At 73.2% G+C, this 21838-nt stretch carries 16 protein-coding genes; 1 reads left to right on the top strand and 15 read right to left on the bottom strand.

Annotated features, from left to right (window positions below):
* Positions 1-98: 98 nt before the first annotated feature.
* The 4 genes from ACFXI4_RS32665 to ACFXI4_RS32650 form a co-directional block, all read right to left on the bottom strand.
* Positions 99-2765 carry a DUF6493 family protein gene (locus tag ACFXI4_RS32665; RefSeq protein ID WP_384997681.1) on the bottom strand — a complete coding sequence of 889 codons (2667 nt, stop codon included), beginning with the start codon at positions 2763-2765 and terminating at the stop codon, positions 99-101.
* Entirely contained in the window at positions 2762-4171 is a 1410-nt protein-coding gene (locus ACFXI4_RS32660) for an SWIM zinc finger domain-containing protein (RefSeq protein ID WP_384997679.1), read from the bottom strand. Before ACFXI4_RS32660 ends, ACFXI4_RS32665 begins: the two co-directional genes overlap by 4 nt.
* A 162-nt stretch (positions 4172-4333) precedes the next feature.
* The gene (locus ACFXI4_RS32655) at positions 4334-5914 is read right to left on the bottom strand and encodes an alkaline phosphatase D family protein (RefSeq protein ID WP_384997677.1); all 1581 of its coding nucleotides are present in this window, start codon (positions 5912-5914) and stop codon (positions 4334-4336) included.
* A gap of 360 nt (positions 5915-6274) precedes the next feature.
* Positions 6275-7105 (bottom strand): alpha/beta fold hydrolase, encoded by an 831-nt coding sequence (locus tag ACFXI4_RS32650; RefSeq protein ID WP_384997675.1) that lies wholly within the window; start codon positions 7103-7105, stop codon positions 6275-6277.
* A 410-nt stretch (positions 7106-7515) separates the two neighbouring features.
* Between ACFXI4_RS32650 and ACFXI4_RS32645 the strand changes: the two genes are divergently transcribed.
* Positions 7516-8277, top strand: coding sequence for a GntR family transcriptional regulator (locus tag ACFXI4_RS32645; RefSeq protein ID WP_384997673.1), 762 nt, complete (start codon positions 7516-7518; stop codon positions 8275-8277).
* A gap of 73 nt (positions 8278-8350) precedes the next feature.
* Here the strand turns inward: ACFXI4_RS32645 and ACFXI4_RS32640 are convergent, their stop codons facing one another.
* The 11 genes from ACFXI4_RS32640 to ACFXI4_RS32590 all read right to left on the bottom strand — a co-directional run bounded on the left by ACFXI4_RS32640 (position 8351) and on the right by ACFXI4_RS32590 (position 21837).
* On the bottom strand, positions 8351-9508 hold the full coding sequence (locus ACFXI4_RS32640) for an ROK family transcriptional regulator (protein WP_384997671.1): 1158 nt from the start codon (positions 9506-9508) through the stop codon (positions 8351-8353).
* An 813-nt stretch (positions 9509-10321) separates the two neighbouring features.
* A complete protein-coding gene (gene mug, locus ACFXI4_RS32635; RefSeq protein ID WP_384997765.1) occupies positions 10322-10867 on the bottom strand; it encodes a G/U mismatch-specific DNA glycosylase in 546 nt (181 codons plus the stop codon).
* Positions 10864-12309, bottom strand: coding sequence for an adenylosuccinate lyase (gene purB, locus ACFXI4_RS32630; protein ID WP_384997669.1), 1446 nt, complete (start codon positions 12307-12309; stop codon positions 10864-10866). The genes mug and purB overlap by 4 nt, the downstream gene beginning before the upstream one ends.
* Before the next feature lie 73 nt (positions 12310-12382).
* The gene (locus ACFXI4_RS32625) at positions 12383-12727 is read right to left on the bottom strand and encodes a DUF4326 domain-containing protein (RefSeq protein ID WP_362715275.1); all 345 of its coding nucleotides are present in this window, start codon (positions 12725-12727) and stop codon (positions 12383-12385) included.
* A 54-nt stretch (positions 12728-12781) separates the two neighbouring features.
* The gene (locus ACFXI4_RS32620; RefSeq protein WP_384997667.1) at positions 12782-15070 is read right to left on the bottom strand and encodes a tectonin domain-containing protein; all 2289 of its coding nucleotides are present in this window, start codon (positions 15068-15070) and stop codon (positions 12782-12784) included.
* Positions 15071-15547: 477 nt separating this feature from the next.
* Positions 15548-16405 carry an SGNH/GDSL hydrolase family protein gene (locus tag ACFXI4_RS32615; protein ID WP_384997665.1) on the bottom strand — a complete coding sequence of 286 codons (858 nt, stop codon included), beginning with the start codon at positions 16403-16405 and terminating at the stop codon, positions 15548-15550.
* Positions 16406-16464: 59 nt separating this feature from the next.
* Positions 16465-17478, bottom strand: coding sequence for a hemolysin family protein (locus ACFXI4_RS32610; RefSeq protein ID WP_384997663.1), 1014 nt, complete (start codon positions 17476-17478; stop codon positions 16465-16467).
* Positions 17475-18815: a hemolysin family protein gene (locus ACFXI4_RS32605; protein WP_384997661.1), complete on the bottom strand. Its 1341-nt coding sequence runs from the start codon at positions 18813-18815 to the stop codon at positions 17475-17477. Before ACFXI4_RS32605 ends, ACFXI4_RS32610 begins: the two co-directional genes overlap by 4 nt.
* 171 nt (positions 18816-18986) lie before the next feature.
* Positions 18987-19406 carry a GNAT family N-acetyltransferase gene (locus ACFXI4_RS32600; RefSeq protein WP_384997659.1) on the bottom strand — a complete coding sequence of 140 codons (420 nt, stop codon included), beginning with the start codon at positions 19404-19406 and terminating at the stop codon, positions 18987-18989.
* A 120-nt stretch (positions 19407-19526) separates the two neighbouring features.
* Positions 19527-20834: a D-alanyl-D-alanine carboxypeptidase/D-alanyl-D-alanine-endopeptidase gene (dacB, locus tag ACFXI4_RS32595; protein ID WP_384997657.1), complete on the bottom strand. Its 1308-nt coding sequence runs from the start codon at positions 20832-20834 to the stop codon at positions 19527-19529.
* A 142-nt stretch (positions 20835-20976) separates the two neighbouring features.
* Positions 20977-21837, bottom strand: a complete 861-nt coding sequence (locus tag ACFXI4_RS32590) for a TIGR03621 family F420-dependent LLM class oxidoreductase (protein ID WP_384997655.1) — start codon at positions 21835-21837, stop codon at positions 20977-20979.
* Position 21838: the final 1 nt, after the last annotated feature.

Genomic DNA, 21838 nt, shown 5'->3' with positions numbered 1-21838 from the left:
CACGAACGCTCTGTGACTGACGGGTAAAGCGTGCTTATGTTGTTTTGTTTAGTTTTCTACTGTTCTGGAGTCTTCGAAACAACCGGTTCCGATCACTGTCAGGCGGCTGTCTCCGCCCCCAGCGCGTCGAGCAGCCGGCGGGCCTGGACCACCAGACGGGACGAGCCGCGCCGCGCCGCCGCCTGCGGCAGATGCGGCAGGGCACCCCGGGCCCCGGACCGCTCGGCGCACTCGGCGGCGACCGAGAGCAGCTCGCCGAGCCCACGCACCGCGCCCGGCGTGCCCGCGCCCGCCGTCGCGAGGTCGGCGAGCAGCACCGGAAGCGTGTGCCGGAGCATCTCCCATATCGTCGTGTTGGCCCCGGTGGCCGCCGCCGTCCGCGCCGACTCGGCCAGCCGCAGCGGCTTCACCGCACCGCGCCGGACCAGCTGACCCAGGTCGGCGCCCAGCCGCTCCGTGTCGAGCTGCCCCCGCGCGGCGAGCACCAGCAGCGCGTCCACCGCGGCGAGCCGGTCCTCCGGATGCCGGGCGCCCAGCCCGTAGGCGAGACACAGGTGGGTGCTCTCGCCCGCGGTGCCGCCGGACTCGGCGAGCGACGGCAGGGCGGCGGCCATGCCCCGCTGATCGTCCACGGCGGCCTGGGACAGGTCGTGCACCAGCCGCACGGCGACCAGTTCACGCTGTTCGGGGAGCATGGCCAGCCAGTGCCGGTGGTTCTCCTGGCCCCCGTGGTGGCAGTACCGCCGCTCGTCGCCGGCCGTCACCGGCCTGCCCAGCCGCCGGAACGCCTCCGGGAGGTCCGCCTGGAGTTCCAGGACCTCACCCGACTCGGCCAGGATCCGCGCGCCCGAGGTCCGGCGCTGGGAGGTGGCCGGGGCGGGCACCCCGGAGGAGAGCCGGCGTGCCAGCCGTCCGCCCTCCGGTGTGCCGAGCGCCGTCGCCCGCCCGGCCGCCGCGAGGGCCGCCGTACGGTCCTCGCGGCGCACCCGCAGCAGTGCCTGCGCGAAGTCCGCGGCGCCGACCCGGGCGCCGAGCCTGCCGTAGACCGCGAGCCGGTCGACCAGCTCGCCCGGTTCCAGCAGCCCGGTGCTCCACGACGGCGTGGCCAGCAGGAGCGGCTGCGGGTCCGTCCGCATCCGGTAGGCCAGTTCACGCAGCCGGACGTCGAACACCCGGGAGAACCCGGTGTGCGCGCACGTGTGGTCGGCCGGACCACGCTGCTGGGCCGCGAACAGGGTGTCCGTGCCGACGGCCCCGAACACCGTGGCCAGCAGCAGCTCCAGGCCGTCCCGGGCACCGAGGAGGCCGTATCGGATGTTGCCGAAGTACTCGTCGGCGTGCCACCAGCGGCGGCCCCCGGGCTGCTTCCACCAGCGGGTGGCGGCCACCGGTTCCAGCGCCGCCCGCAGCGCGTCCTGGTCACGGTGGGCGTGCCGGGCCAGTCCGTCCAGCACCCGCTCGAACGCCGCCACGTCCCCGTCGGCCGCCAGCAGGGCCCCGACCTCCTCGGCGAGTTCGACGGCGGTCTCCGGCGCCGGTGCCGGCCGCCACGGCTCGGGCGCCGGCGGCAGCACTTCCGCGTACCCCTGGGGCGCCGCCACGGCCTCGATCCCCAGCACATCGGCCGCCCGGGAACGCAGGGCCGGGCTCAACTGCCCGGCCGCGTCGGCGACGCCGGCCAGGGCCGCGGGGTCGTCGAGCCTCTTCACGTGCCGCTCCACCAGCTTCAGCGCCCGCTCCTGCACCTGGGTGTCCTCGTGCCCGAACGCCTGGGCCACGGCCGGCAGCAGCTGTGCGGCCGCGGCCGGCTCACCGGCGAGCACCTTGCCGAGGAGCACCAGCTGAGCGCGCACCAGCTTCTTCTCGGTGCGGAACAGCAGCCCTTCGGAGGCCTCCGCAAGCTCCCGTGCGGTGAGTTCGCCGTCGAGCGCCAGAGCGGCGAGGACCGCCTGGGCGTGGGCGGCGACGGGGGAGACGGCGTCCCGGGCCAGGGCCGTCCAGTCCGCGACGCGGTCGCGTTCCTCCTCGCGGGTGAGGGCGAGCCGGACCAGCAGCGGCAGGAAGATCCGGTGGTCGGTCGGGCCGCCGCCGCGCAGCAGCCGGGCGACACAGGCGTCGGCCACCGCCCTGCGGTCCAGTTCGCCCGTCCGGGTCAGCTCGGCGATCGCGCTCTGCCAGGAGCCGGGGCCGTCGCCGAACAGCCAGCGGACCTCGCTCACCTCGGAGAACTCGAACAGCCCGTTCACCAGCGGTGCGAGGGCAGGCTCGGCCCGCAGCCGGTCGATCAGCGGGACGCGCCCCCACGCGTGCCCGATGTGCCGGACCCACCCGACCAGATAGGCGTCGGTCACCGGCACCTCGCATCCCGAGCGGCTGACCAGCCCGGCCATCAGCGGGAAGGGCACGTCGGCGGAGACCGGCCGGGCGGCGAGGCGCCGGACCACGTCGGCCTGCCAGCCGGCGTCCCGGCCGGCCAGCGCCCGCAACAGCGTCTCCACCGGCGCCTGCCGCCGGCGCATGTCCGCTCCGGCGATCCAGGTCGCGGCCGCCGCGGCCCCGGAGTGACACATCGCCCCGGCCACCTGAAGCGCCGGACACATACGGTCGAGTCCGTCCCGCCGCTCCCACGGCGACGCCCGTACCTCCTTGCGCAGTCGCTTCAACTCCGGCAGAAGCGGGCGCCGTTCGGCATCCGACAGGTTTCTCAGCAGAAGCTCGGTCTCGCCCGCGCGCCCCATCCGCACCGCTTCCAGTACCGCACTCATCGCACACCCCCGCAGGTCTTCGCCGGCTCCTGCCCCACCACGCCACCGCGCCGCACCATCCGCACCGCCAGCGCGTGCTTGCACGGCCCGCGCCCGCCCCGGTACTTCGCCCACCACACGCAACTGCAGCTCAGCACCCCCGCCGCATCCCGCACCCGGTGCACATGACCGTCCTCGGCCGTCACCGCGGCGACGGCGCCGTCCAGCACCACCGCGCCGGCGGTCACCAGCGTCCGCGCCGCGCGCAGCCGGGGGTTGTGCCGCTCGACACGGCCCGCGTCGTAGGGCAGTTCACGGTGGAAGTAGGCGGCCTCGGCCGTGTCGTAACCGACGCGCCCCGACGTCCCTAGGCGGATCAGGGCCGCGCGGACACGCTCCGGGGTGAGCCCGGCCGAGGCGGCCAGGCCGGCGACGTCGACCCGGGGCTCCCAGGCCAGCAGCACCGCGATCAGCTCCGCGTCCTCGGCGGCCACGTCGGTGGCGAGCGCGTCCAGCACGCCGCCCTCGCCGGAGAACCCGCGGTCCGCGTCGGGCGACAGGGTCAGCGTCAGCCGCATGCCCGGCAGCGCGACCTCCCAGGCGGCGGCCGTCCCGGACGCCGCGAGGGTGCCCTGCGGGCCGTGGACCCGCAACGCCGTCGCATGGCGCAGCACCCGCTGGAGCGCGGCCAGCCGCTCCGGCCCCGGCAGGCAGACCGCGCCCGGCACCGGTCGGGTCGTCGGCCGCAGCCCGCGGCCCGCCGGTACCACCCAGCGGGGCCCGGCCGAGCCGCGGCGGGCCGTGCCCGCGCGGGGCAGTGAGCGCAGGAACCGCACCGCCTCGTCCGCCGGCAGCTCGGCCCGCAGGTCGAACCCGGCCGCTATGACCTGCGCCTCGGCGAAGCCGCGCAGCCAGCGGTCCGGCAGCGGCACCTTCTTCTCCACCACGGGGCCGTCGAGCGTGGTCACCGCCAACTCCTCGGGCCCCACCCGCAGATGCAGCGGGTCGTCGGTGCCGAGCCGGGAAAGGGCCTCCCGCAGCGGGTTGTTGACGTCGACGTTCGTCGTGCCGTGGCCCACCTCGCCGCCGTCCAGACCCGCACCGAGAACGTCCAGCCGGGCGTACACCCCGCCGCAGCCGGAGAAGGACTCGAAGCGCAGCCGGTCACCGCTGCCCGTCACCACCGGGTCCAGCGAGGCGCGCAGCTGCGGCTGGTAGTACCGCGCGGCCGCCACGTCGGCCACCGCGAGCAGGCCGGCGGCGGCCACCTGGGGCGAGGTCAGGAAGCCCGCGAAGAACCGCGGATGGTCCTCGACCCCGGTGGGTGTCGCACCCCGGGACGTCTCCAGTCCCAGATGGCGTCCGGCGGCGGCGGAGTGCAGCACGGAGGGTCGGCGATAGGCCACGGCCTGTGAAGATCGCGTCATGGAAAGACCGTAGAGGCGACCACTGACAATCCACTCCGACCTGCGAAAACGCCACGCGGGTGGGGGAGTTCGAGGGCGCCGTGGGGCCCGTCCCGGGAGTGCGGCAGGGCCGTACGCCGGGGGATGACGCCGGTGCACGGCCCTGCGAGAAGGGTACGGGAGTTACTGGCCGACGCGGCCCGGCCGCAGGGTCCGGGTGAACAGCACGGTGCCGTCGTACTCGCGCAGACGGACCGTCAGCTCGCCGCTGTGGCCGTCGATGTCGACCTCGCCGAAGAACTGGTAGCCCTCGGCGGGAGACACGTTCGAGGCGGTCGGTGCCTTGACGAACACCCGGTCGGGACCGAACGTGCCGTCCAGCGCGCTGGCCGGGAAGGCGCCGGCGTTGAGCGGTCCGGAGACGAACTCCCAGAACGGAGCGAAGTCCTTGAACGCGGCCCGTGACGGGTCGTAGTGCTGGGCCGAGGTGTGGTGGACGTCCGCCGTCAGCCACACCGTGCCGGTGATCCCGCGGTGCTTGATGTACCGCAGCAGTTCGGCGATCTGCAGCTCACGGCCGAGCGGCGCGCCCGGATCGCCCTGGGCGACGGCCTCGAAACCGGCCATGCCCTCGACCGGGTCGGGCACCACCAGGCCGAGCGGCATGTCCGCGGCGATGACCTTCCACACCGCCCGCGACCGGGACAGCTCGCGCTTGAGCCACGCCAGCTGCCCGGCGCCGAGGATGCCCTGCGGGTCGGTCCTCTGGTCGTCGGCCGAGTTGGCGTTGCGGTAGGTCCGCATGTCCAGCACGAAGACGTCGAGGAGCGGGCCGTGGCGGTGGACGCGGTAGATCCGGCCGTCCGGGCGGCCGCTGACCGTGGAGATGGGGAAGTACTCGGAGAACGCCCGCCGGGAGCGCACCGCCATGTCGTCCAGCCGGGTACCGGCCGGGTAGGCGGTGCCGGTGCCGATGACCTCGCCCGGGTACCAGTTGTTGCGGACCTCGTGATCGTCCCACTGGATGACGTTCGGCACCTGGGCGTTGAACCGGCGCAGCGCCTCGTCCAGCAGGTTGTAGCGGAAGTTGCCGCGGAAGTCGTCCAGGGTGACCGCGACGTGCGACTTCGCCTCGCTGGTGACGTTGCGGTACAGGCCGCCGTCGGGCAGTGCCTGGGTCGCCGTGATCACGCCGTCGGCGTAGATGTTGTCGCCGCTGCACAGGAAGAAGTCCGGGTCCAGCTTCGCCATCGCGTCGAAGATGCGGTAGCCGCCGATGGACTCGTTGATGCCCCAGCCCTGCCCGGCCAGGTCCCCCGACCACAGGAACCGCACGCCCTGGCGCCGGCGCGTGGCGGCGGTGCGGAAGGTACCGGTGACCGGCTCGCCGGTGCGGCGCGGGTCGTCGGGGTCGGCGAGCAGCACCCGGTAGTGGACCTGCTCGCCGGACGGCAGGCCGTGCAGCCGCGTGGTACCGGTGAAGTCGCTGTCGGCGCCGAGCAGGGGGCCGTGCCATCTGCGCGGGTTGCGGAACGACCCGGTGGCCGCCGTCTCCACGATCATCCGGGCCGGGCGGTCCGAACGGACCCACACCAGGCCGGAGTCGGCGCTCACGTCGCCCGCCTGCACACCCCAGTCCGCACGGGGCCGTCCGGAGAGCGCGAACGCCGGTGGCGTACCGAGTGCCGTGGGCAGGGCCAGGGCCGCCGAGGCGGCGAGGGAGCCGCGCAGCACACTGCGGCGGCCGGGGAGCGAAAGGGACATGATGGGCCTCCAGAACGTGGTCCGGCCAGTTGTGCACAGCCACACCTACTGGTGCGCCGCAGCGCTCACGGAAACCAGAAGTGAACAACTGCCCGGCCCCACGAGGTCACCCGTCGCGTCCGTCGAGCGTTCTCGCCCGTGCGGCGGACCGGCACCGTGCGCGCGACTCCGCACGGGTCGCCTCCCCGACGCCGCCGTCGCCACCGCCCCACTCGTCGGAACCGGCACCGGCGGTCCCGCACGGGCCGTCGGCGGCGCCGCGATGGGCGCGGGAGCGGCCCCCGCTCCCGGAGCCCCGCCGCGCCCCGGCACGGCGGGAGGCGACCGCCGACGGCCGCCGCCTCCCGCTCGCGGCGCGGCTCAGCGGCTGCCGTCCAGGATGACCCGTGCGACCAGGGCCGGGTCGTCGCTCATCGGGCAGTGGCCGCAGCCGGGGAGCCGGACCAGGCGGGCCTTGGGGATGATCTGCTTGGCCCGCACCCCCTGCCGGCGCACCAGCAGCATGTCCCGGGTGCCCCAGCCGACGGTGACCGGGAGGCCCGGGACGTCGTCCGTGAACTGGACGGCGGTGCCCGCCCGCAGGGTCTCGGCGAACCCGGTGGCCCGCGCGAGCGCGAGTGTCTCGGCGACCACGGCCTCGGGTGAACGGCGCCCGGGGCGCGCGTAGATGGTGCTGGTCAGGGCCGTCCGCCCGGCGGCCGTCCGGGACAGCCGCTCCACCAGCGGGAGCGGCAGCCGCTCCGCGATGCGCCGCATGGCGATCAGCACCCCGAAGGCGTAGCGCCGCTCGGCCTGGGTCCAGAACCCGGCGGGGGACAGGGCGGTGACGGACCGTACGAGCTTCTCGCGGCCCAGCTCCAGGGCCAGCAGCCCGCCGAGCGAGTTGCCGGCCACGTGCGGCCGGTCCAGCTCCAGCGCCTCGAAGAGGGCGGCGAGCACGGTGTTGGTCGTGGGCAGGTCGTAGGCGAGCCCGGCCGGCAGGCCGGGGGAGGCGCCGAAGCCGGGCAGGTCCACGGCGATCACGTCCCGCTCGGTCGCGAGGATGTCCACCACCGGGTCCCAGGCCTGCCGGTGATGCCCTATGCCGTGGATCAGGACCAGCGGCTCGCCCCGGCCCACGCGCGCGTAGGAGACGGACACGGCCTGTCGGCCCTGCGCGGCCGGGACTTCGACGGAGACGGTGGCGGACATGGAGGGCTCCTCGTCTGTGACATCGGCTGACGCCGTAGACAGCTTGTCAGCAATTGCTACTGGCGGGTAGTCCCCGGGGGTCGCGTGTCGCGCCCGACCATTCTGGGCGGGACTCCCGCGGGACCGGGGGATTCGGCCTGGACGCGCGGGAACGTGTCGGGACCCTCTGACCCCGCTCACCCCACGGCCCCCGTGGTGCTGCGGGAGCTTTGCCGTCATGTCACGAAAACGCCCCCGTGCGAACGCCTCGTGAACGCTGCGTGGCACCGCTTTCTATGTGCTGCCCGTGGGTTCGAGGATTGGTCTTGACCAAGGGTGTGCGCCGCCTTATGGTCGCAGATAAGTACAACAACCTTTAATAAACAAGGGCGCTTAAACGCCGCCGGATCACGGCGATTGCGGAGGACAGGGTGGGGACCACGCAGCTGGAATCGGTACCGGAACCGAAGTACTGGCATCTCAGGACCGTGCTCAGTGAGGCACTCGACTCGGAGTTCTCGGTCGGCGAGATCCTGCCCAACGAGCGCGATCTCGCCGCCCGCTTCGGCGTGGCCCGGGCCACCCTCCGTCAGGCCCTGGAGCAGCTCGAACTGGAGGGCCGCCTGCAGCGCCGCCGCGGCGTCGGTACGACGGTGGCGCCCCCGCGGGTGGGTGTGGCCGTGGGCACCGACCAGGACGCCTGGCCGGGCGCCCCCGACGACGCCTGGCAGCCGGTCGACTGCGCCCTCGCGGTGCCGCCGGCCGCCGTCGCGACGGCCCTGGAGACCGGCGTGGAGGAACCCGTGCACGTCGTGCGCCGCTCCCGCGTCGTCCACGGCCGGCCCGCCGCCGCCGAACTGCTCTACGTCCCGGCGTCCTCGGTCCCGGACCTGACGGCGATCGACGCGCCGTCCGGCGCGGCACGCGCGCGTGCGGTGCTGCGCGAGCTGCAGCGCCTGGAGCTGGAGGGCCAGGACCGCGCCGTGGAACTGGGCTCGGCCCGCGCCGACGACGCCAAGGAGCTGGACCGCCTCCCGGGCGCCCCGGTCCTCGTCGTCACCACCCGTTTCCTCACCGCCGGCCGCACCGCCGCGCTCTCCGTCGCCACGTACCGCGCGGACACCTGCCGGCTGACCTTCGGCGACTCCGGCAGCGTGGAGATCCACCACGGACCCGAGCGGCAGGCCTCGTAGCCACCCGGCCCCACAGGACGCGCCCCGGAACCCTCCGGGGCGCGTCGCGCCGTCATCACGGACGCACGGCTGATCAGCGGCGTGCGGTGACCGTCCCGTCCACCGCGAACAGCTGCTCCTCCACATGGTCGAGGGCGAGCCGGAGCGCGCCCGTCGCCACCGCCGCCTCACCGAGGAGGGACAGGGCGACCCGCGGCGGGCGCAGACAGTAGCGCGCGAGTTCGCGGCGCAGCGGCTCCAGGACGCCGTCGAGCCCCGCCGCCCAGCCGCCTATCACCACCAGCTCCGGATCGAGGGCCAGCACCAGCGCGGCCACGTCGTGGACCAGCCGCTGGATGAACCGGTCGACCGCGGCCCGCGCCCGGGTGTCGCCCTTGCGGGCCAGTGCGAACACCTCCGCGACCGCCTGCTCGTCCAGCGGGTGCAGCGGCTCGTCGGTGGTGGACAGCAGCGTCTCCGGGGTCACCTCCCGGCCCAGCAGATGCAGCGCCCCGATCTCCCCGGCCGCCCCGCCGTAGCCCCGGTGCAGCCGTCCGCCGATCAGCGAACCGGCCCCCGGACTGAGCCCGGCCATCACCATCACCATGTCGTCGGACTCGGTGGCGGCGCCCTTCCAGTGCTCGGCCACGGCCGCCGCGTTGGCGTCGTTCTCCACGAGCACCGGGCACTTGAAGGACCGGCTCAGCCGCTCGCCGAGCCGCAGCCCCGTCCACTCGGGCAGCGCGGTGCCCAGCCGCACCCGGCCGTCCGCCTCGACGATGCCCGGCGTACCGACCCCGACGGCCCGCAGCGAACTGCGCGCCACCCCGGCCCGGCGCAGCAGCTCGGCGACCGCGGTGCGCAGCCGCTCCAGCCGTTCGTCCGCGTCTGCCGTCTCGTCCACGTCCTTGGCCTGGGCGCCCAGCACCCGGCCGTCCAGATCGGACAGCAGCGCGGCGACGCGGTGCGGACCGATCTCCAGCCCCAGCAGATGCCCGGCCTCGGCCCGGAACCGGAACCGCCGCGCGGGCCGCCCCTGCCGCCGGGTGGCGCCCTCCTCGGCGGCCTTCTCGACGACCAGACCAGCCTCGATCAGCCCTTCGACGACCCCCTCGACGGTCGGCCGGGACAGTCCGGTCACCCGGGTGATCTCGGTCAGGGTCGCGCAGTCCGTGGCACGCAACGCGTGCAGCACCACAGCGGAGTTGATCCTCCGCAGCAGCGACGGATCACCGCCGGTCAGCCCCGCCAACGTCCGTCCTCCCAGCTAGCCCTGCGTGTTGGCCGGATCGTACTTCGGTAACGACGACCCCGGCGAGTGTCCGGAGCCCCCAACCTGCCGGGAATCCGCGATCGGCGAGGTACCTGCGTGCGCGTCGTCGTCGAACGCCGTCACCACCAGGATCCTCGGTGGTTCCGCGCCCGCGCGCAGGACCGCGCCGGTGGCCTCGGTCCCACGGGGAGAACACCGACCGGCATCCGGTCAGCCTAGATCAAGGCACCGGCAACTCGGCGTGCACCTGCCAGTCACCTCGGTCAGGTCCGGTTCCGCGCGCTCGCGCATCCCGCTGTGCTGCCCCGGGCGCCGCCGCGGTGAGCGGATCGCGCACCTTCAGACCGAGCACGCGTCGGCCACGGTCACCCCGGGTGCCGGAGCACGTGGGTGAGTGCCTCCTGGCGGATGCGGCAGCCCTGCCGGGGGACCGGAGCGGCCACCGTCTCCGACCGGCCGGGTCGGCGGGTCGGCCGAGTCGTCCTGCACAGCGCCCGGGCCGGGCCCCGGGCCGTGAACCGGACCGGCGGAGCGGGACGGCCGCCGCGCTGGTCACCGGAGCCCGCGGCGTGCGCCGGCGCGACGCCCGACGGCGCCACTGGGGCCTGTCGTTCGGATCGTGCCGCAGGAGCGGGGCCGGCCCGCGCTCCTTCAGAGGGGTGTCCCACCGCGTCGTCCACCGCGGCGCCGTCCGCGGGTCAACGTCTCCTCCGCCGTGCAGCCGCACGCACCGGCCCCCGCTCACCGGCGCCGACCAGCCCCGCCCCGCGACCTGACCAGAACGACAGGGCGCTAACCCTGCGCCGCCTCCCGCAGGCGCCCGAACTCCTGCGCCATCGTCGCCGCCGTCCAGTGCGCGTTCAGCCCGCTGGGGTTCGGCAGCACCCACACCCGGCTGTCCCCGATCGGCCGGTCCTGCGGCCCCACCCGGGCCGTGCGGTCGCCGAAGGCGGCCCGGTAGGCCGTGACGCCCACCACCGCCAGCCATCTCGGCCGCGTCCGGGCCACCTTCGCCGTCAGCAGCCGGCCGCCCTCGGTGTACTCCGCGGCCGTCAGCTCGTCGGCGCGCGCGGTCGCCCGCGCCACCACGTTCGTGATGCCGAGCCCGTACGACAGCAACTCGCCCTGCTCCGCGGGCTCGAGCAGCCTCGGGGTGAAGCCGGACAGGTGCAGCACCGGCCAGAAGCGGTTGCCCGGACGGGCGAAGTGATGGCCCGTGGCCGCCGTCATCAGGCCGGGGTTGATGCCGCAGAAGAGCACCCGCAGGCCGTCCGCGATCACGTCCGGGACGAGACGGTCGCGGGCGGCCTCCAGTTCCGCCGCCGTGAAGCGGCTCAGAGGATCGCCCCGGGAGTGTAGGCGGCGGCCTCGGGGTGCTGCTTGAGGATCTCCTCGATCCGCCCGGCGACGAGCGCGACCTGGTCGGCGGCGGCTCCCGTGAAGGACAGCTTGTCGGCCATCAGGGCCGCCAGCTGCTCACGGTCGAGCGGCAGCCGCTCGTCGGCGGCCAGCTTGTCGAGCAGGTCGTTGCGCTCGGCACCCTGCTCACGCATCGCCAGCGCGGTGGCGACGGCGTTCTCCTTGATCGCCTCGTGCGCGACCTCACGGCCGACGCCCGCCCGCACCGCACCCATGAGCACCTTGGTGGTGGCGAGGAAGGGGAGGTACCGGTCCAGTTCACGGGCGACCACGGCCGGGAAGGCGCCGAACTCGTCGAGGACCGTAAGGAACGTCTCCAGCAGGCCGTCGAGCGCGAAGAACGCGTCGGGCAGCGCCACCCGGCGCACCACCGAGCAGGAGACGTCGCCCTCGTTCCACTGGTCGCCCGCCAGCTCGCCGGTCATGGAGGCGTAGCCGCGCAGGATCACCATCAGGCCGTTGACGCGCTCGCAGGACCGCGTGTTCATCTTGTGCGGCATCGCCGAGGAGCCGACCTGGCCCGGCTTGAAGCCCTCGGTGACCAGCTCGTGCCCGGCCATCAGCCGGATCGTCTTGGCGAGCGACGACGGCGCGGCCGCGAGCTGCACCAGCGCGGTCACGACGTCGTAGTCCAGCGAGCGCGGGTAGACCTGGCCGACCGACGTGAACGCCTGCGAGAAGCCCAGGTGAACGGCGATCCGGTTCTCCAGCTCGGCCAGCTTCGCCGTGTCGCCGCCCAGCAGGTCCAGCATGTCCTGGGCGGTGCCGACCGGGCCCTTGATGCCGCGCAGCGGGTAGCGGGCAAGGAGTTCCTCGACCCGGCCGTACGCCACCAGCAGCTCGTCGGCGGCGGTCGCGAAACGCTTGCCGAGGGTGGTGGCCTGCGCGGCCACGTTGTGCGAGCGGCCGGCCATGACCAGCTCCGCGTACTCGCCGGACAGCTTGCCCAGCCGCGCCAGGACGGCCACCGCGCGGTCGCGCACCAGCTCGAGCGAGAGCCGGATCTGGAGCTGCTCGACGTTCTCCGTCAGGTCGCGGGAGGTCATGCCCTTGTGGACGTGCTCGTGCCCGGCGAGGTCGTTGAACTCCTCGATCCGCGCCTTCACGTCGTGCCGGGTGACCTTCTCGCGGTCGGCGATGGAGGCCAGGTCGACGGTGTCCAGGACCCGCTCGTAGTCGGCGATCGCCGCGTCCGGCACCTCGATCCCGAGGTCCTTCTGCGCTCGCAGCACGGCGAGCCAGAGCTGCCGCTCCAGCTTCACCTTCTGCTCGGGCGACCAGAGCGTGGCGAGCTCGGCGGAGGCGTAACGTCCGGCGAGGACGTTCGGGATGCGGGGCTTGGCGGGAGCGGCAGAAGTCACGTGTACGGATTCTACTGGCGATACGTGCAGGCCAGCGCCGCAGGTCCGCTCGTGCGAAGCTACGAGAGCCAGGTCACGGCTGGGGCAGGTCGGCCAGTTCGGCCAGGACGTGCGCGTGGCACAGCTCGGGCGCGCACCAGCACGCCAGGGTCCTGCCCCGCAGTTCGGTCACCAGTTCCAGCAGCTCGGGGCGTTCCAGCAGGTACGCCCGGTACATCGACATCACCTCGGCCCGGGTGCCGTCCCGCTTCTTTCCCGGGGTGTCGTGGACGAACGGGTTGCGGAGCGGGTGGCCGGGGAGGTCCCAGCCGCCCATGGTCCAGCGGCGGCCGACGTAGACGACGTCCCCGGGAGCGTGCTCCAGCCGGGGACCGAACTCGTGGATCCGGCCCCTGACATTGATCACTCTCGTGGACACGGGATCCAGGCTAGGCCCTCGCCGCGCCTCGGTCGGCCGCGCCGTCGGTACGGATCAGGTGGCGCGCGCCGTGGCGCCGTTGATCAGGCCCCACCCGTAGTCACCGCCGATGAAGCCGCCCCCGATCTCGTTGATCTCGGTCCTGCCGTCGTCGGCGACGCCGATGAGGAGCACGTCCGTGCCGCACCGCTGCGCGGCGACCTCGCGGATGCCGCCGCCGTTGCCGAGGGCGTGCCACCCGCCGGTGTTGTAGCCGCCCCACGACACCTCGGTGTTCTGGTACGCCGCGTCACCGAAGACACCGAAGAACGCGAACTCCTGATAAGAGGTGGGGGCTACGGAGATGTCCGTGAGCACCCCCTGATTCGTGAACATCTGGGCCCAGGGCGACCAGCCGGACCCGGGGCCGGTGGCGTTGACGGCGGTCTGCCGGCGGTGGAACGGGGTGCCGTTGAAGTTGAAGCCGTCGACCTCGATCGTCCCGTCCGCGTGCGTTCCCGCGACGATCTTGTTCAGGAGGCCGTCCATCTGCTGCCAGCCGTTCCAGTTGTCGACCGAGGGCTGCAGCTGGGAGCGGGTGAAGATCGAGCCGGCGGAGTTGGTGCCGAATATCTGGAGGGTTCCGTTCTGGTTGCGTGCCACGGAGATCGAATTGAGGATGCCGTCGATGCTCCGCCATGCCGACCACCCGCTCGATCCGGGACTCGTCTGGGTGCGCGAGTGGATCAGCCCGTTCCGGTCAAGGGCGAACAGCTCGATCCGCCCGTCGGCGTTGGCCGCCGCCGTCACGGACGTCAGCGGTGCGGGGGTGTCGTAGTCGGCGGTCCAGTCCGGAGCCGGCTGCCCCGGGACGATGTGGGTGGTGTGCAGCCCGCCTTGCGCGTCGACGGCGAACGCCTGGACCCCCTTCGCGGCGTCCGTCTCGTCCTGGGAGGCCATGGCGACCGCGGAGCCGGGGACGGGGGCGACCGTGGGAAGCCCGCTGCCGGGACGCACCGAGTCGTCGGTCCGGCGGTGGGTGTAGTAGACCTTGCCGGTGTTCACCGAGGTCGCGTCGCACAGTCCGTCGCCGTTGACATCGCGGAACCGGAGGTCGGCGATGCGCTCGTTCGACTGGTTGAGGTAGACCCAGTGCTGGTCCCCGGCGCTGGTGGCGTACCACCAGGTCAGACCGGTGGTCATGAAGGGGTCGGCGACGCCGTCGCCGTCGAAGTCGCACGTGCGCTGATTGTCCCGGTTCGCTCCCAGGATGTTCCCGCCGTTGTCGTGCAGGCCGGTCTCGGTCTGGTCCAGCGCGCCGTTGGTGAACGTGGTCGACCACCGGACCGTGTGGGCGAAGACGTTGTTCTCGACGTCGAAGCCGTCCGTGGGCGTGCCGCGCAGCTTGATCTCGGTCGAGTTGGTGGAGGGGAAGGAGTTGTAGGCGATGTCGGCGTACTCGCCGGCCGGACCGCACTGGTAGTTGGAGCAGTCACCGCGGCCGTGCATGTCGATGAGGTGCTCGTAGTGGTCCCAGCCCAGGAGCGAGAAGCCGAGCCCGGGTGACTCCATGAGATTGCGGTACACCAGGTACCCGGTGCCCGGCCGGCCGTCACCGGTGACCGAGTGGCGGTTGGCCTGGAACTCGTTCTTCTCGATCAGCGCGTAGGCGCCGTTGTTCAGGGCCACCCCGTAACCTGCGCCGTGATGGCTGCCGAACGCGTCCTCGATGCCGTCCATGGTGGGGTGCTGGTTGTCGTGGATGTAGTCGTCGTGCACCCACACCGTGTCGGCGTTGGCTCGGTTGATCCGGTTGCCCGGATCCTGCACGTTGATCGCCGCGCCGCGCCAGCGGGCGAACTCGTCGTGGTCGATCTCCACGTTCTGGCTGGACCAGATGTCGATCCCGTTCGCGTCGGTGGTGCCCACCGACGCGGCGGGGTCCATCGGCTCCCCGCCGTCGAACCTGATCCCGCTGATCCGCACGTTGTCCGCGGTTCCGCCGCCGCTGTCCCCGATCGTCAGCAGCGTCCGCGGGAACGTCGTCGTGAAGATCCGCGGCCCCTTCGCGACGACCGTGCGATCGCCGATGACCCGGACCCCGGGTGCCACCGGTACGGCCGACAGGCCGCTCAGGTCCAGATTCACGGTCCCCGCGATCGTCACCGTCGCGTTGGGGGTGCCGACGGCCTGGACGAACTGGTTCTGCTGGTCGTCGGAAGTGATGCTGAAGTCCGGCGAGTCGGCCGCGCGGCCGGCGGCTCCCGCGGGCACGGTGGCCGACGCGGTGCCCGCGGACACGGCCAGTGAGGTCACCAGTGCCCCGACCGCCGCGAACAGTCGGCACGTTCTCGAAATGTTCATCCCTGTCCCGGTTCTCGTCCCGTGTGCTGACTCGGTGGAGCCGACCGGTCCGGGACCGCGCGCCCTCTCAGGGGCGCGGCCTGCGCAGCCCGGCGTGACCACCCGAGGGTGGGGCGTTCCGTGTCGTTCCACGCCGTTCCACGCGGCCGGCAGGCCCTCGCGGTCCGCGGCGGACGCCGTACGTGCCGAATGCCGAACATCGCGGCCACGCCGGTGCCAGACCTGAATCGAGCCTCCCGTGCCTGGAAGAGGCTCCTGGAACATGCGGGCAGGCCGGCCGCGACGACGGCCGGTCGCGCCGGGGCGACGAGGACGCGGCGCCCCCGCCGGAGGTCACGGTACCGACGGAGCACCGTGCCGGGAGAGACGATCAGGGGGAGCCCGCGGAGCCGCGACCGCGGGGGTGCCCCGCCCCGAACGCCCGGGCCGCCCCGCGCGGGGCAGCCGGGCAGGGCAGGGCCTGTACGGGGCTCCGGCTCAGGAGTCCACTCGTCGCCAGTCCGTCACCGGGCCGGGGTTCGTGTGGTCCGCGGGGGTGACCCAGAAGGCTTTGCCCAGCTCAGCGCTGAACTGGGCCCCTGTCCGGCCGTCGCCGGAGGAGCGGCCGGTCAGGCGGCGGCCTATCCACGGCAGCAGGTGCTGTCTGGTGAAGCGGGCGTCCGCCACCCGCCGCGCGGCCCAGCCGGGCGGCGCCGTGACCGGCATGGGCGTGTGCCATTCGGTGTCCTCGGCCTCGTACCCGAGGGTCTGCCAGACCGCCTCCGCGACCCGGCGGTGTCCCTCGGCGGTCAGGTGCAGCCGGTCCACGTCCCACATGCGCGGGTCGGAGAGCGAGGGGGCGCCGTACAGGTCGACCACGACTGCGCCGTGCCGCCCGGCCAGCTCGTCGACGCAGGCGAACAGCTCCTCCATGCGCGGCCGGAACCGGTCGAGGACCGGGCCCTGGCGGCCGGGGCTGCGCATCAGCACCAGCTGCTCGCAGGCCGGCGCCAGCCGCTCCACCGCCTCGGTGAGCAGGTCCCGGACCAAGGCCATGTCGCACTTGGGGCGCAGGGTGTCGTTCAAGCCGCCGACGAGGGTGATCACGTCGGGCCGCATCGCGGCCGCCACGTCCACCTGCTCCTCGACGATCTGGCGGATCAGTTTGCCTCGCACCGCGAGGTTGGCGTAGCGGAAGCCGGGGGTGCGGCCGGCCATCCGGATGGCGAGGACATCGGCCCAGCCCCGGTACGAGCCGTCGGGCTGCAGGTCCGACATGCCCTCGGTGAAGGAGTCGCCGACCGCGACCAGGCTGGAGTGGGTGGGCGGCGCGGGGCGCAAAGGGTTCTTCTGCATGGCGACAGAGATGGTATCCCGAGGCGCATACCCGTCAGTCGGTTCCTCCCCGGAGGCGGCTACGCGTGCTGCCCGAACAGCTCCCGCAGCACGTCCTCCATCGTCACGAGCCCGGCCAGCCGGCCGTCGTCGCCGAGCACGCCCGCCAGATGGGTGCGGCTGCCCCGCATCGCGGTGAGCACGTCGTCCAGCGGGGTGTCCTCCCGAACCCGGGCGATGGGCCGCATCTCCCGCAGCCGGAACGCCTCGTCCCGGGGCGAGGCGTCCAGCGCGTCCTTGACGTGCAGATAGCCGACGATCCGCCGCCCCTCGTCGACCACCGGAAACCGGGAGAAACCCGACCCCGCCGACAGCCGCTCCAGCTCGTCCGGGGTGACGCCCACGCGCGCGTAGACGACACGTTCCAGCGGTACGACCACGTCGCGCACCGGCCGCCGGCCCAGCTCCAGGGCGTCGTGCAGCCGCTCCTGCGCCCGGTCGTCGATCAGGCCCGCCTCGCCGGCGTCCTTGACGATCTCGGCCAGCTCGGTGTCCGTGAAGGTCGCGGCGACCTCGTCCCTGGTCTCCACCCGCAACAGCTTGAGCAGGCCGTTCGCGAAGGCGTTCACCGTGAAGATCACCGGGCGCAGGGCGCGGGAGAGCGTCACCAGCGGCGGCCCGAGCAGCAGCGCGCTGCGCACGGGCTCGGCGAGCGCCACGTTCTTCGGCACCATCTCGCCGAGCAGCATGTGCAGGTAGGTGGCCAGGGTCAGCGCGATCACGAAGGACACGACATGGCCCGCGCTCGTGGGCACGCCGACCGCGTGGAACACCGGCTCCAGCAGATGGGCGATGGCCGGTTCGGCGACCACGCCCAGCACCAGCGTGCACAGGGTGATGCCGAGCTGCGCGGCGGCCAGGAGCGCCGACACGTGCTCCAGGCCCCACAGCACGCTCCTGGCCCGCCGGTCGCCCGCCTCGGCGTGCGGCTCGATCTGGGAGCGGCGCACGGAGATCAGCGCGAACTCGGCGCCCACGAAGAAGGCGTTGACGACCAGCGTGGCGAAGCCGATGAGCAGCTGTACGGCGGTCACCGGTGCCCCTCCTGACTCTGGTCCTGCTCGTCGGCGTGCGGCGCGTGCAGCAGCACCCGGGCCGCCCGCCGCCCCGAGGCGTCCACCACGTCCAGGCGCCACCCGGCGACCTCGACGCCGTCCCCGGTCTCGGGTATCCGTCCCAGCTCGGCCGCGACCAGCCCGGCCAGCGTCTCGTACGGCCCGTCGGGCGGCCTCAGGCCGACGCGTGCGAGCTGGTCCATACGGGCCGCGCCGTCCGCGGAGTAGAGCGCGCGGCCCCGCTCGTCGGCGCCCGCGGGAGCGAGGTCGGGCGTCTCGTGCGGGTCGTGCTCGTCGCGCACCTCGCCGACGACCTCCTCGACGATGTCCTCCAGGGTGGCGACGCCGGCCGTACCGCCGTACTCGTCGATGACGACGGCCATGGTGCGCCGGCCGCCGAGGCGGTCAAGGAGGCGGTCGACGGTGAGGGACTCGGGGACCAGCAGGGGTTCGCGCATCACCTGGGCCACCCGGACCCGGCCCCGCTCCGCCACCGGCAGGGCCAGGATGTCCTTGATGTGGGCGGTGCCGACGACCGTGTCCAGGCTCTCCCGGTAGACCGGGAAGCGGGACAGCCCGGTCGCCCGGGTCGCGTTCGCGACGTCCTCGCAGGTGGCGTGGACCTCCAGGGCGACGACCTGCACGCGTGGGGTCATCACGTTCTCCGCGGTGAGATCGGCGAGGTTCAGGGTCCGCACGAACAGCTCGGCGGTGTCCGCCTCCAGCGAGCCCTTCTTGGCGGAGTGCCGGGCCAGCGCGGCCAGCTCCTGGGGGCCGCGCGCGGAGGCCAGCTCCTCGGCGGGCTCCAGGCCGAACCGTCGTACCAACCGGTTCGCGGTGTTGTTCAGGTGCGTGATGAAGGGCCGGAAGGCCGCGCTGAACCAGCGCTGGGCGTTGCCCACCCGTTTGGCGACGGCGAGCGGAGAGGAGATCGCCCAGTTCTTGGGCACCAGCTCGCCGACGACCATCAGGAAGACCGTGGACAGCGCGGTGCCGATCACCAGGGCGAGCGAACTCGCCGCGGAGCGTGCGATGCCGACCGCCTCCAGCGGACCGGCCAGCAGCTTGGCGATCGACGGTTCGGCGAGCATGCCGACCACCAGATTGGTGACCGTGATGCCGAGCTGCGCTCCCGAGAGCTGGAAGGTCAGCTGCCGTACGGCCCTGAGGGCGCCCGCCGCCCCGCGCTCGCCGCGCACGACGGCGCGCTCCAGTTCGCCGCGATCCACGGTGGTCAGCGAGAACTCGGCGGCGACGAAGGCGCCGCAGGCGAGCGAGAGCAGGATCGCCACCAGCAGGAGGAGCACTTCGGTCATCGGGTCACCTCCGTCCCATGGTCGGACAGGGCGGTCGGGACCGCGCGGTGTTGACGGGACGGGGGACCGGGAGGCTCGCCCATGGGCGGACGCTCACACACCTTCCATCGGGGAACGGCACGACTCCTCAAGGGTAAAGGATCGGCAAAGCGGGGTGTGCGGAAGTGTCACCTACAGCGGTTTGACCCAGCGTCGCCAGTGGTCCTCGCGGTGGTAGCCGGTGGCGGCCCAGGTGTGGTGGGCCGGCGCGTTGGCCTCCAGGACCATGGCGTCCACGCGTCGTCCGCCCAGGGCGGCGAAGCGCTCCTCGGCGGCTCGCAGCAGCGCGGTCGCGACACCCCGCCGACGGTGGTCCGGGTGTACGGCGAGGCGGTAGGCGGAACAGCGCCAGCCGTCGAAACCGGCGATGACGGTTCCGGCGAGGACACCGTCACGGGTGGCGAGGAGCAGGGCCCCGGGGTCCCGCGCGATGAGCCGGGTCACGCCGTCGTGGTCGTCGCTGATGCTCGTTCCTTCCGCGGCCTCACGCCAGAACCCCAGCACGGTGTCGACGTCCGAGAAGGTGGCGCAGCGGATACGAAGATCACTCATGGCACGAGCCAAGCAGGGTGTTCACCCGTCTGGCGAACGAGTTTCCCGCCGTGCGGATCAGGCGGATCAGGCGGGACCCGCGGGCCGGGCGGTCCCGCCCGGCCGATCTCGTTCCGCGCCCTACGCCCAGCAGCCGTTGACGGTGGCGGCCAGGCCGTCGAGGGCGTCCTTGGTGGCGGCCGGGTCGGCGGTGGAGCCGTTCTCGATGAAGGAGAAGATCTTCCAGCGGCCGTCCTCGGCCTTCGTCAGTCCGCTCAGCGCGATCGCCCCGGTCAGCGTGCCCGTCTTGGCGCTGACCCTTCCGACGGCGCACTGGGAGTCCGCGGTGTCGAACCGGCCCCACTCCGGGCCCAGCGTCGAGCCCGCCTCACCCGCGACGGGCAGTCCGTCGACGATGTACTTCAGGGTCCTGCTGTCGGCGGCGGAGCCGGCCAGGTCGAGGATGTCGGCGATGGTCTGTGCCGGGATCCGGTCGGCACGGGAGAGCCCACTGCCGTCGTGGATCTCGAAGTCGGCCAGCGACACGCCGTACTGGCCGAGAACCTGACGTACGACAGCCGTGCCGTCCTCGAAGGTGGCCGGCCGGCCTGCGGCGAGCGCGGTGGTCCGCAGCAGGGTCTCGGCGATGTCGTTGTCGCTCACCTTGAGCATGTGTTCCACGACGGCGGACAGCACGTCGGACCGGTGCTGTGCCACGGTGGCGGTCCCGGTGGCAGCGGTGCCGTGGGCGACGTTCCCGCTGACGGTGACGCCTCGCTCGGCGAGGAGCCTGGCGAAGGTCTGGCCGGCGTCCAGGGACGTGTCCGTGACGTGGCGGCCGTCGACCACCAGCGCCCGTACCGGGGCGACGGAGTCGGGGTAGTAGCCGTCGTTCCAGCCGGCGGCGAGCGTGGGCGCGGGGAAGAGGCTGTCGTCGACCCGCACCTTCACCGAGGTCACGCCCGCGTTCTTCAGGCCCGCGACGACGGTGTCGGCCAGCGCGTCGAGGTCGGCGGAGGTCAGAGTGCGGTCCCCGCCGCCGACCAGGGTGACGGTGCCGTTGCCGTAGACGACCTTGGTGGTGAAACGGTGGTCTGGGCCGAGAACCGTCAGCGCGGCGGTCGAGGTGGCCAGTTTGGTGTTGGACGCGGGCATCAGCGCGGTGGTCGCGTCATGACCCCACACGAGGCCGCCGGAGTCCGCGTCGATCACGACACCGCTCAGCGTGCTGCCCAGGCGGATGTCCTGGACACGGGTGCTGAGACGGTCCGCGATCGACTGCTCGGCGGGGTCGAGGGTGGTGGGCGCCGCGAAGGCGGACGTGCCGAACAGGATCGTCCCGGCGACGGGAGCGGTCACCGCGATGACGGCGGCACGGCGGAGCGCCGGACCGAGCGTTCTGCCCCTGTGGTGGCGGACGCCCGCGCGGCCGGCGGAGGAGTTCGACATGGAGGCCTCGGTCCAGGTGTGTGAGCGGGGGACGTGCCGGAGATCCAGTGAATCTTGAAAGGGAAAGCAACAGCCGCAACGGAGATTACCCATGGGCACGTTGTGCAGTGGGGAAGCCTGGCCGGATGGTGACGCCGGACCGTCAGCGGTCGCCCGCGAGCCCGGCCAGCACCGGCGCGAAGGCTTCCATGTACGGCTCCAGGACGGTCAGATAGGAGAACCCGTACCGCTCGCGCAGCCCCCGCACCCGCCCGGTGACCTCCTCCAGGGTGCCGACGAGGACCGTGGGCAGGGCGAGGGCCCGGGCCAGGCTCAGGTCGGGCCGCCGCTCCAGGAGCGGACCGAGCGCGGACCGGGGGTCGTCGGTGACCGCGACGATCTGGATGAGCAGGTTCCGTTCGGCTGGTTCACCGCGCCCCGACGCCAACTCCGCGTAGCGGGAGACCCGTTCGTCGAGGTCCCGTGCCGTGACCGGCTCCAGACGGCCCTCCGTGCTGCCCGGCGTCAGACGGGCCCCGGCGAAGGCCGCGATGTCCGCGTGCTCGGCGGTCAGCCGCAGCATCCGGTCGCCGTTGCCGCCGATCAGCAGCGGCACCCGGGGACCGTCCGCCTTGAGCAGCTTCTCGACCGTGCTCCGCAGCTGGTCCACCCGCTCGCGCGGCGAGCCGAACGGCAGCCCGGCCCGCTCGTGCTCCGCCTGCACGTAGCCGGTGCCGAGCCCGAGTTCGAGACGGCCGCCGGTCAGCGCGGCGGTCGTCGCGACCTCGCGGGCGAGCAGCACGGGGTTCCAGAAGCCCGCGTTGAGGACGAAGGTGCCGAGACGGAGCCGTTCGGTCGCCCCGGCCGCCGCGACCAGCGCCGGGAAGGGCGCGGGCATGCCCAGATGGTCGGGGACGAGGAGCACGTCGTAGCCGAGTTCCTCGGCGCGCCGGCACTTCGCACGCCACTCGGCGGCCGACGCGGGCGTGAGCAGGCTGACCCCGAAGCGGAACGGGCGCGGCATG

This window comes from Streptomyces sp. NPDC059224, assembly GCF_042754285.1.
Classification (GTDB): Bacteria; Actinomycetota; Actinomycetes; order Streptomycetales; family Streptomycetaceae; genus Streptomyces.
This window is presented reverse-complemented; position numbering and strand designations above follow the sequence as displayed.

Excerpts from the sequence above, each read along its gene's own strand:
- ACFXI4_RS32665 (WP_384997681.1), bottom strand. The coding sequence starts at position 2,765 with ATGAGTGCGGTACTGGAAGCGGTGCGGATGGGGCGCGCGGGCGAGACC.
- ACFXI4_RS32660 (WP_384997679.1), bottom strand. The coding sequence starts at position 4,171 with ATGACGCGATCTTCACAGGCCGTGGCCTATCGCCGACCCTCCGTGCTG.
- ACFXI4_RS32655 (WP_384997677.1), bottom strand. The coding sequence starts at position 5,914 with ATGTCCCTTTCGCTCCCCGGCCGCCGCAGTGTGCTGCGCGGCTCCCTC.
- ACFXI4_RS32650 (WP_384997675.1), bottom strand. The coding sequence starts at position 7,105 with ATGTCCGCCACCGTCTCCGTCGAAGTCCCGGCCGCGCAGGGCCGACAG.
- ACFXI4_RS32620 (WP_384997667.1), bottom strand. The coding sequence starts at position 15,070 with ATGAACATTTCGAGAACGTGCCGACTGTTCGCGGCGGTCGGGGCACTG.
- ACFXI4_RS32615 (WP_384997665.1), bottom strand. The coding sequence starts at position 16,405 with ATGCAGAAGAACCCTTTGCGCCCCGCGCCGCCCACCCACTCCAGCCTG.
- ACFXI4_RS32605 (WP_384997661.1), bottom strand. The coding sequence starts at position 18,815 with ATGACCGAAGTGCTCCTCCTGCTGGTGGCGATCCTGCTCTCGCTCGCC.
- ACFXI4_RS32600 (WP_384997659.1), bottom strand. The coding sequence starts at position 19,406 with ATGAGTGATCTTCGTATCCGCTGCGCCACCTTCTCGGACGTCGACACC.
- dacB (WP_384997657.1), bottom strand. The coding sequence starts at position 20,834 with ATGTCGAACTCCTCCGCCGGCCGCGCGGGCGTCCGCCACCACAGGGGC.
- ACFXI4_RS32590 (WP_384997655.1), bottom strand. The coding sequence starts at position 21,837 with ATGCCGCGCCCGTTCCGCTTCGGGGTCAGCCTGCTCACGCCCGCGTCG.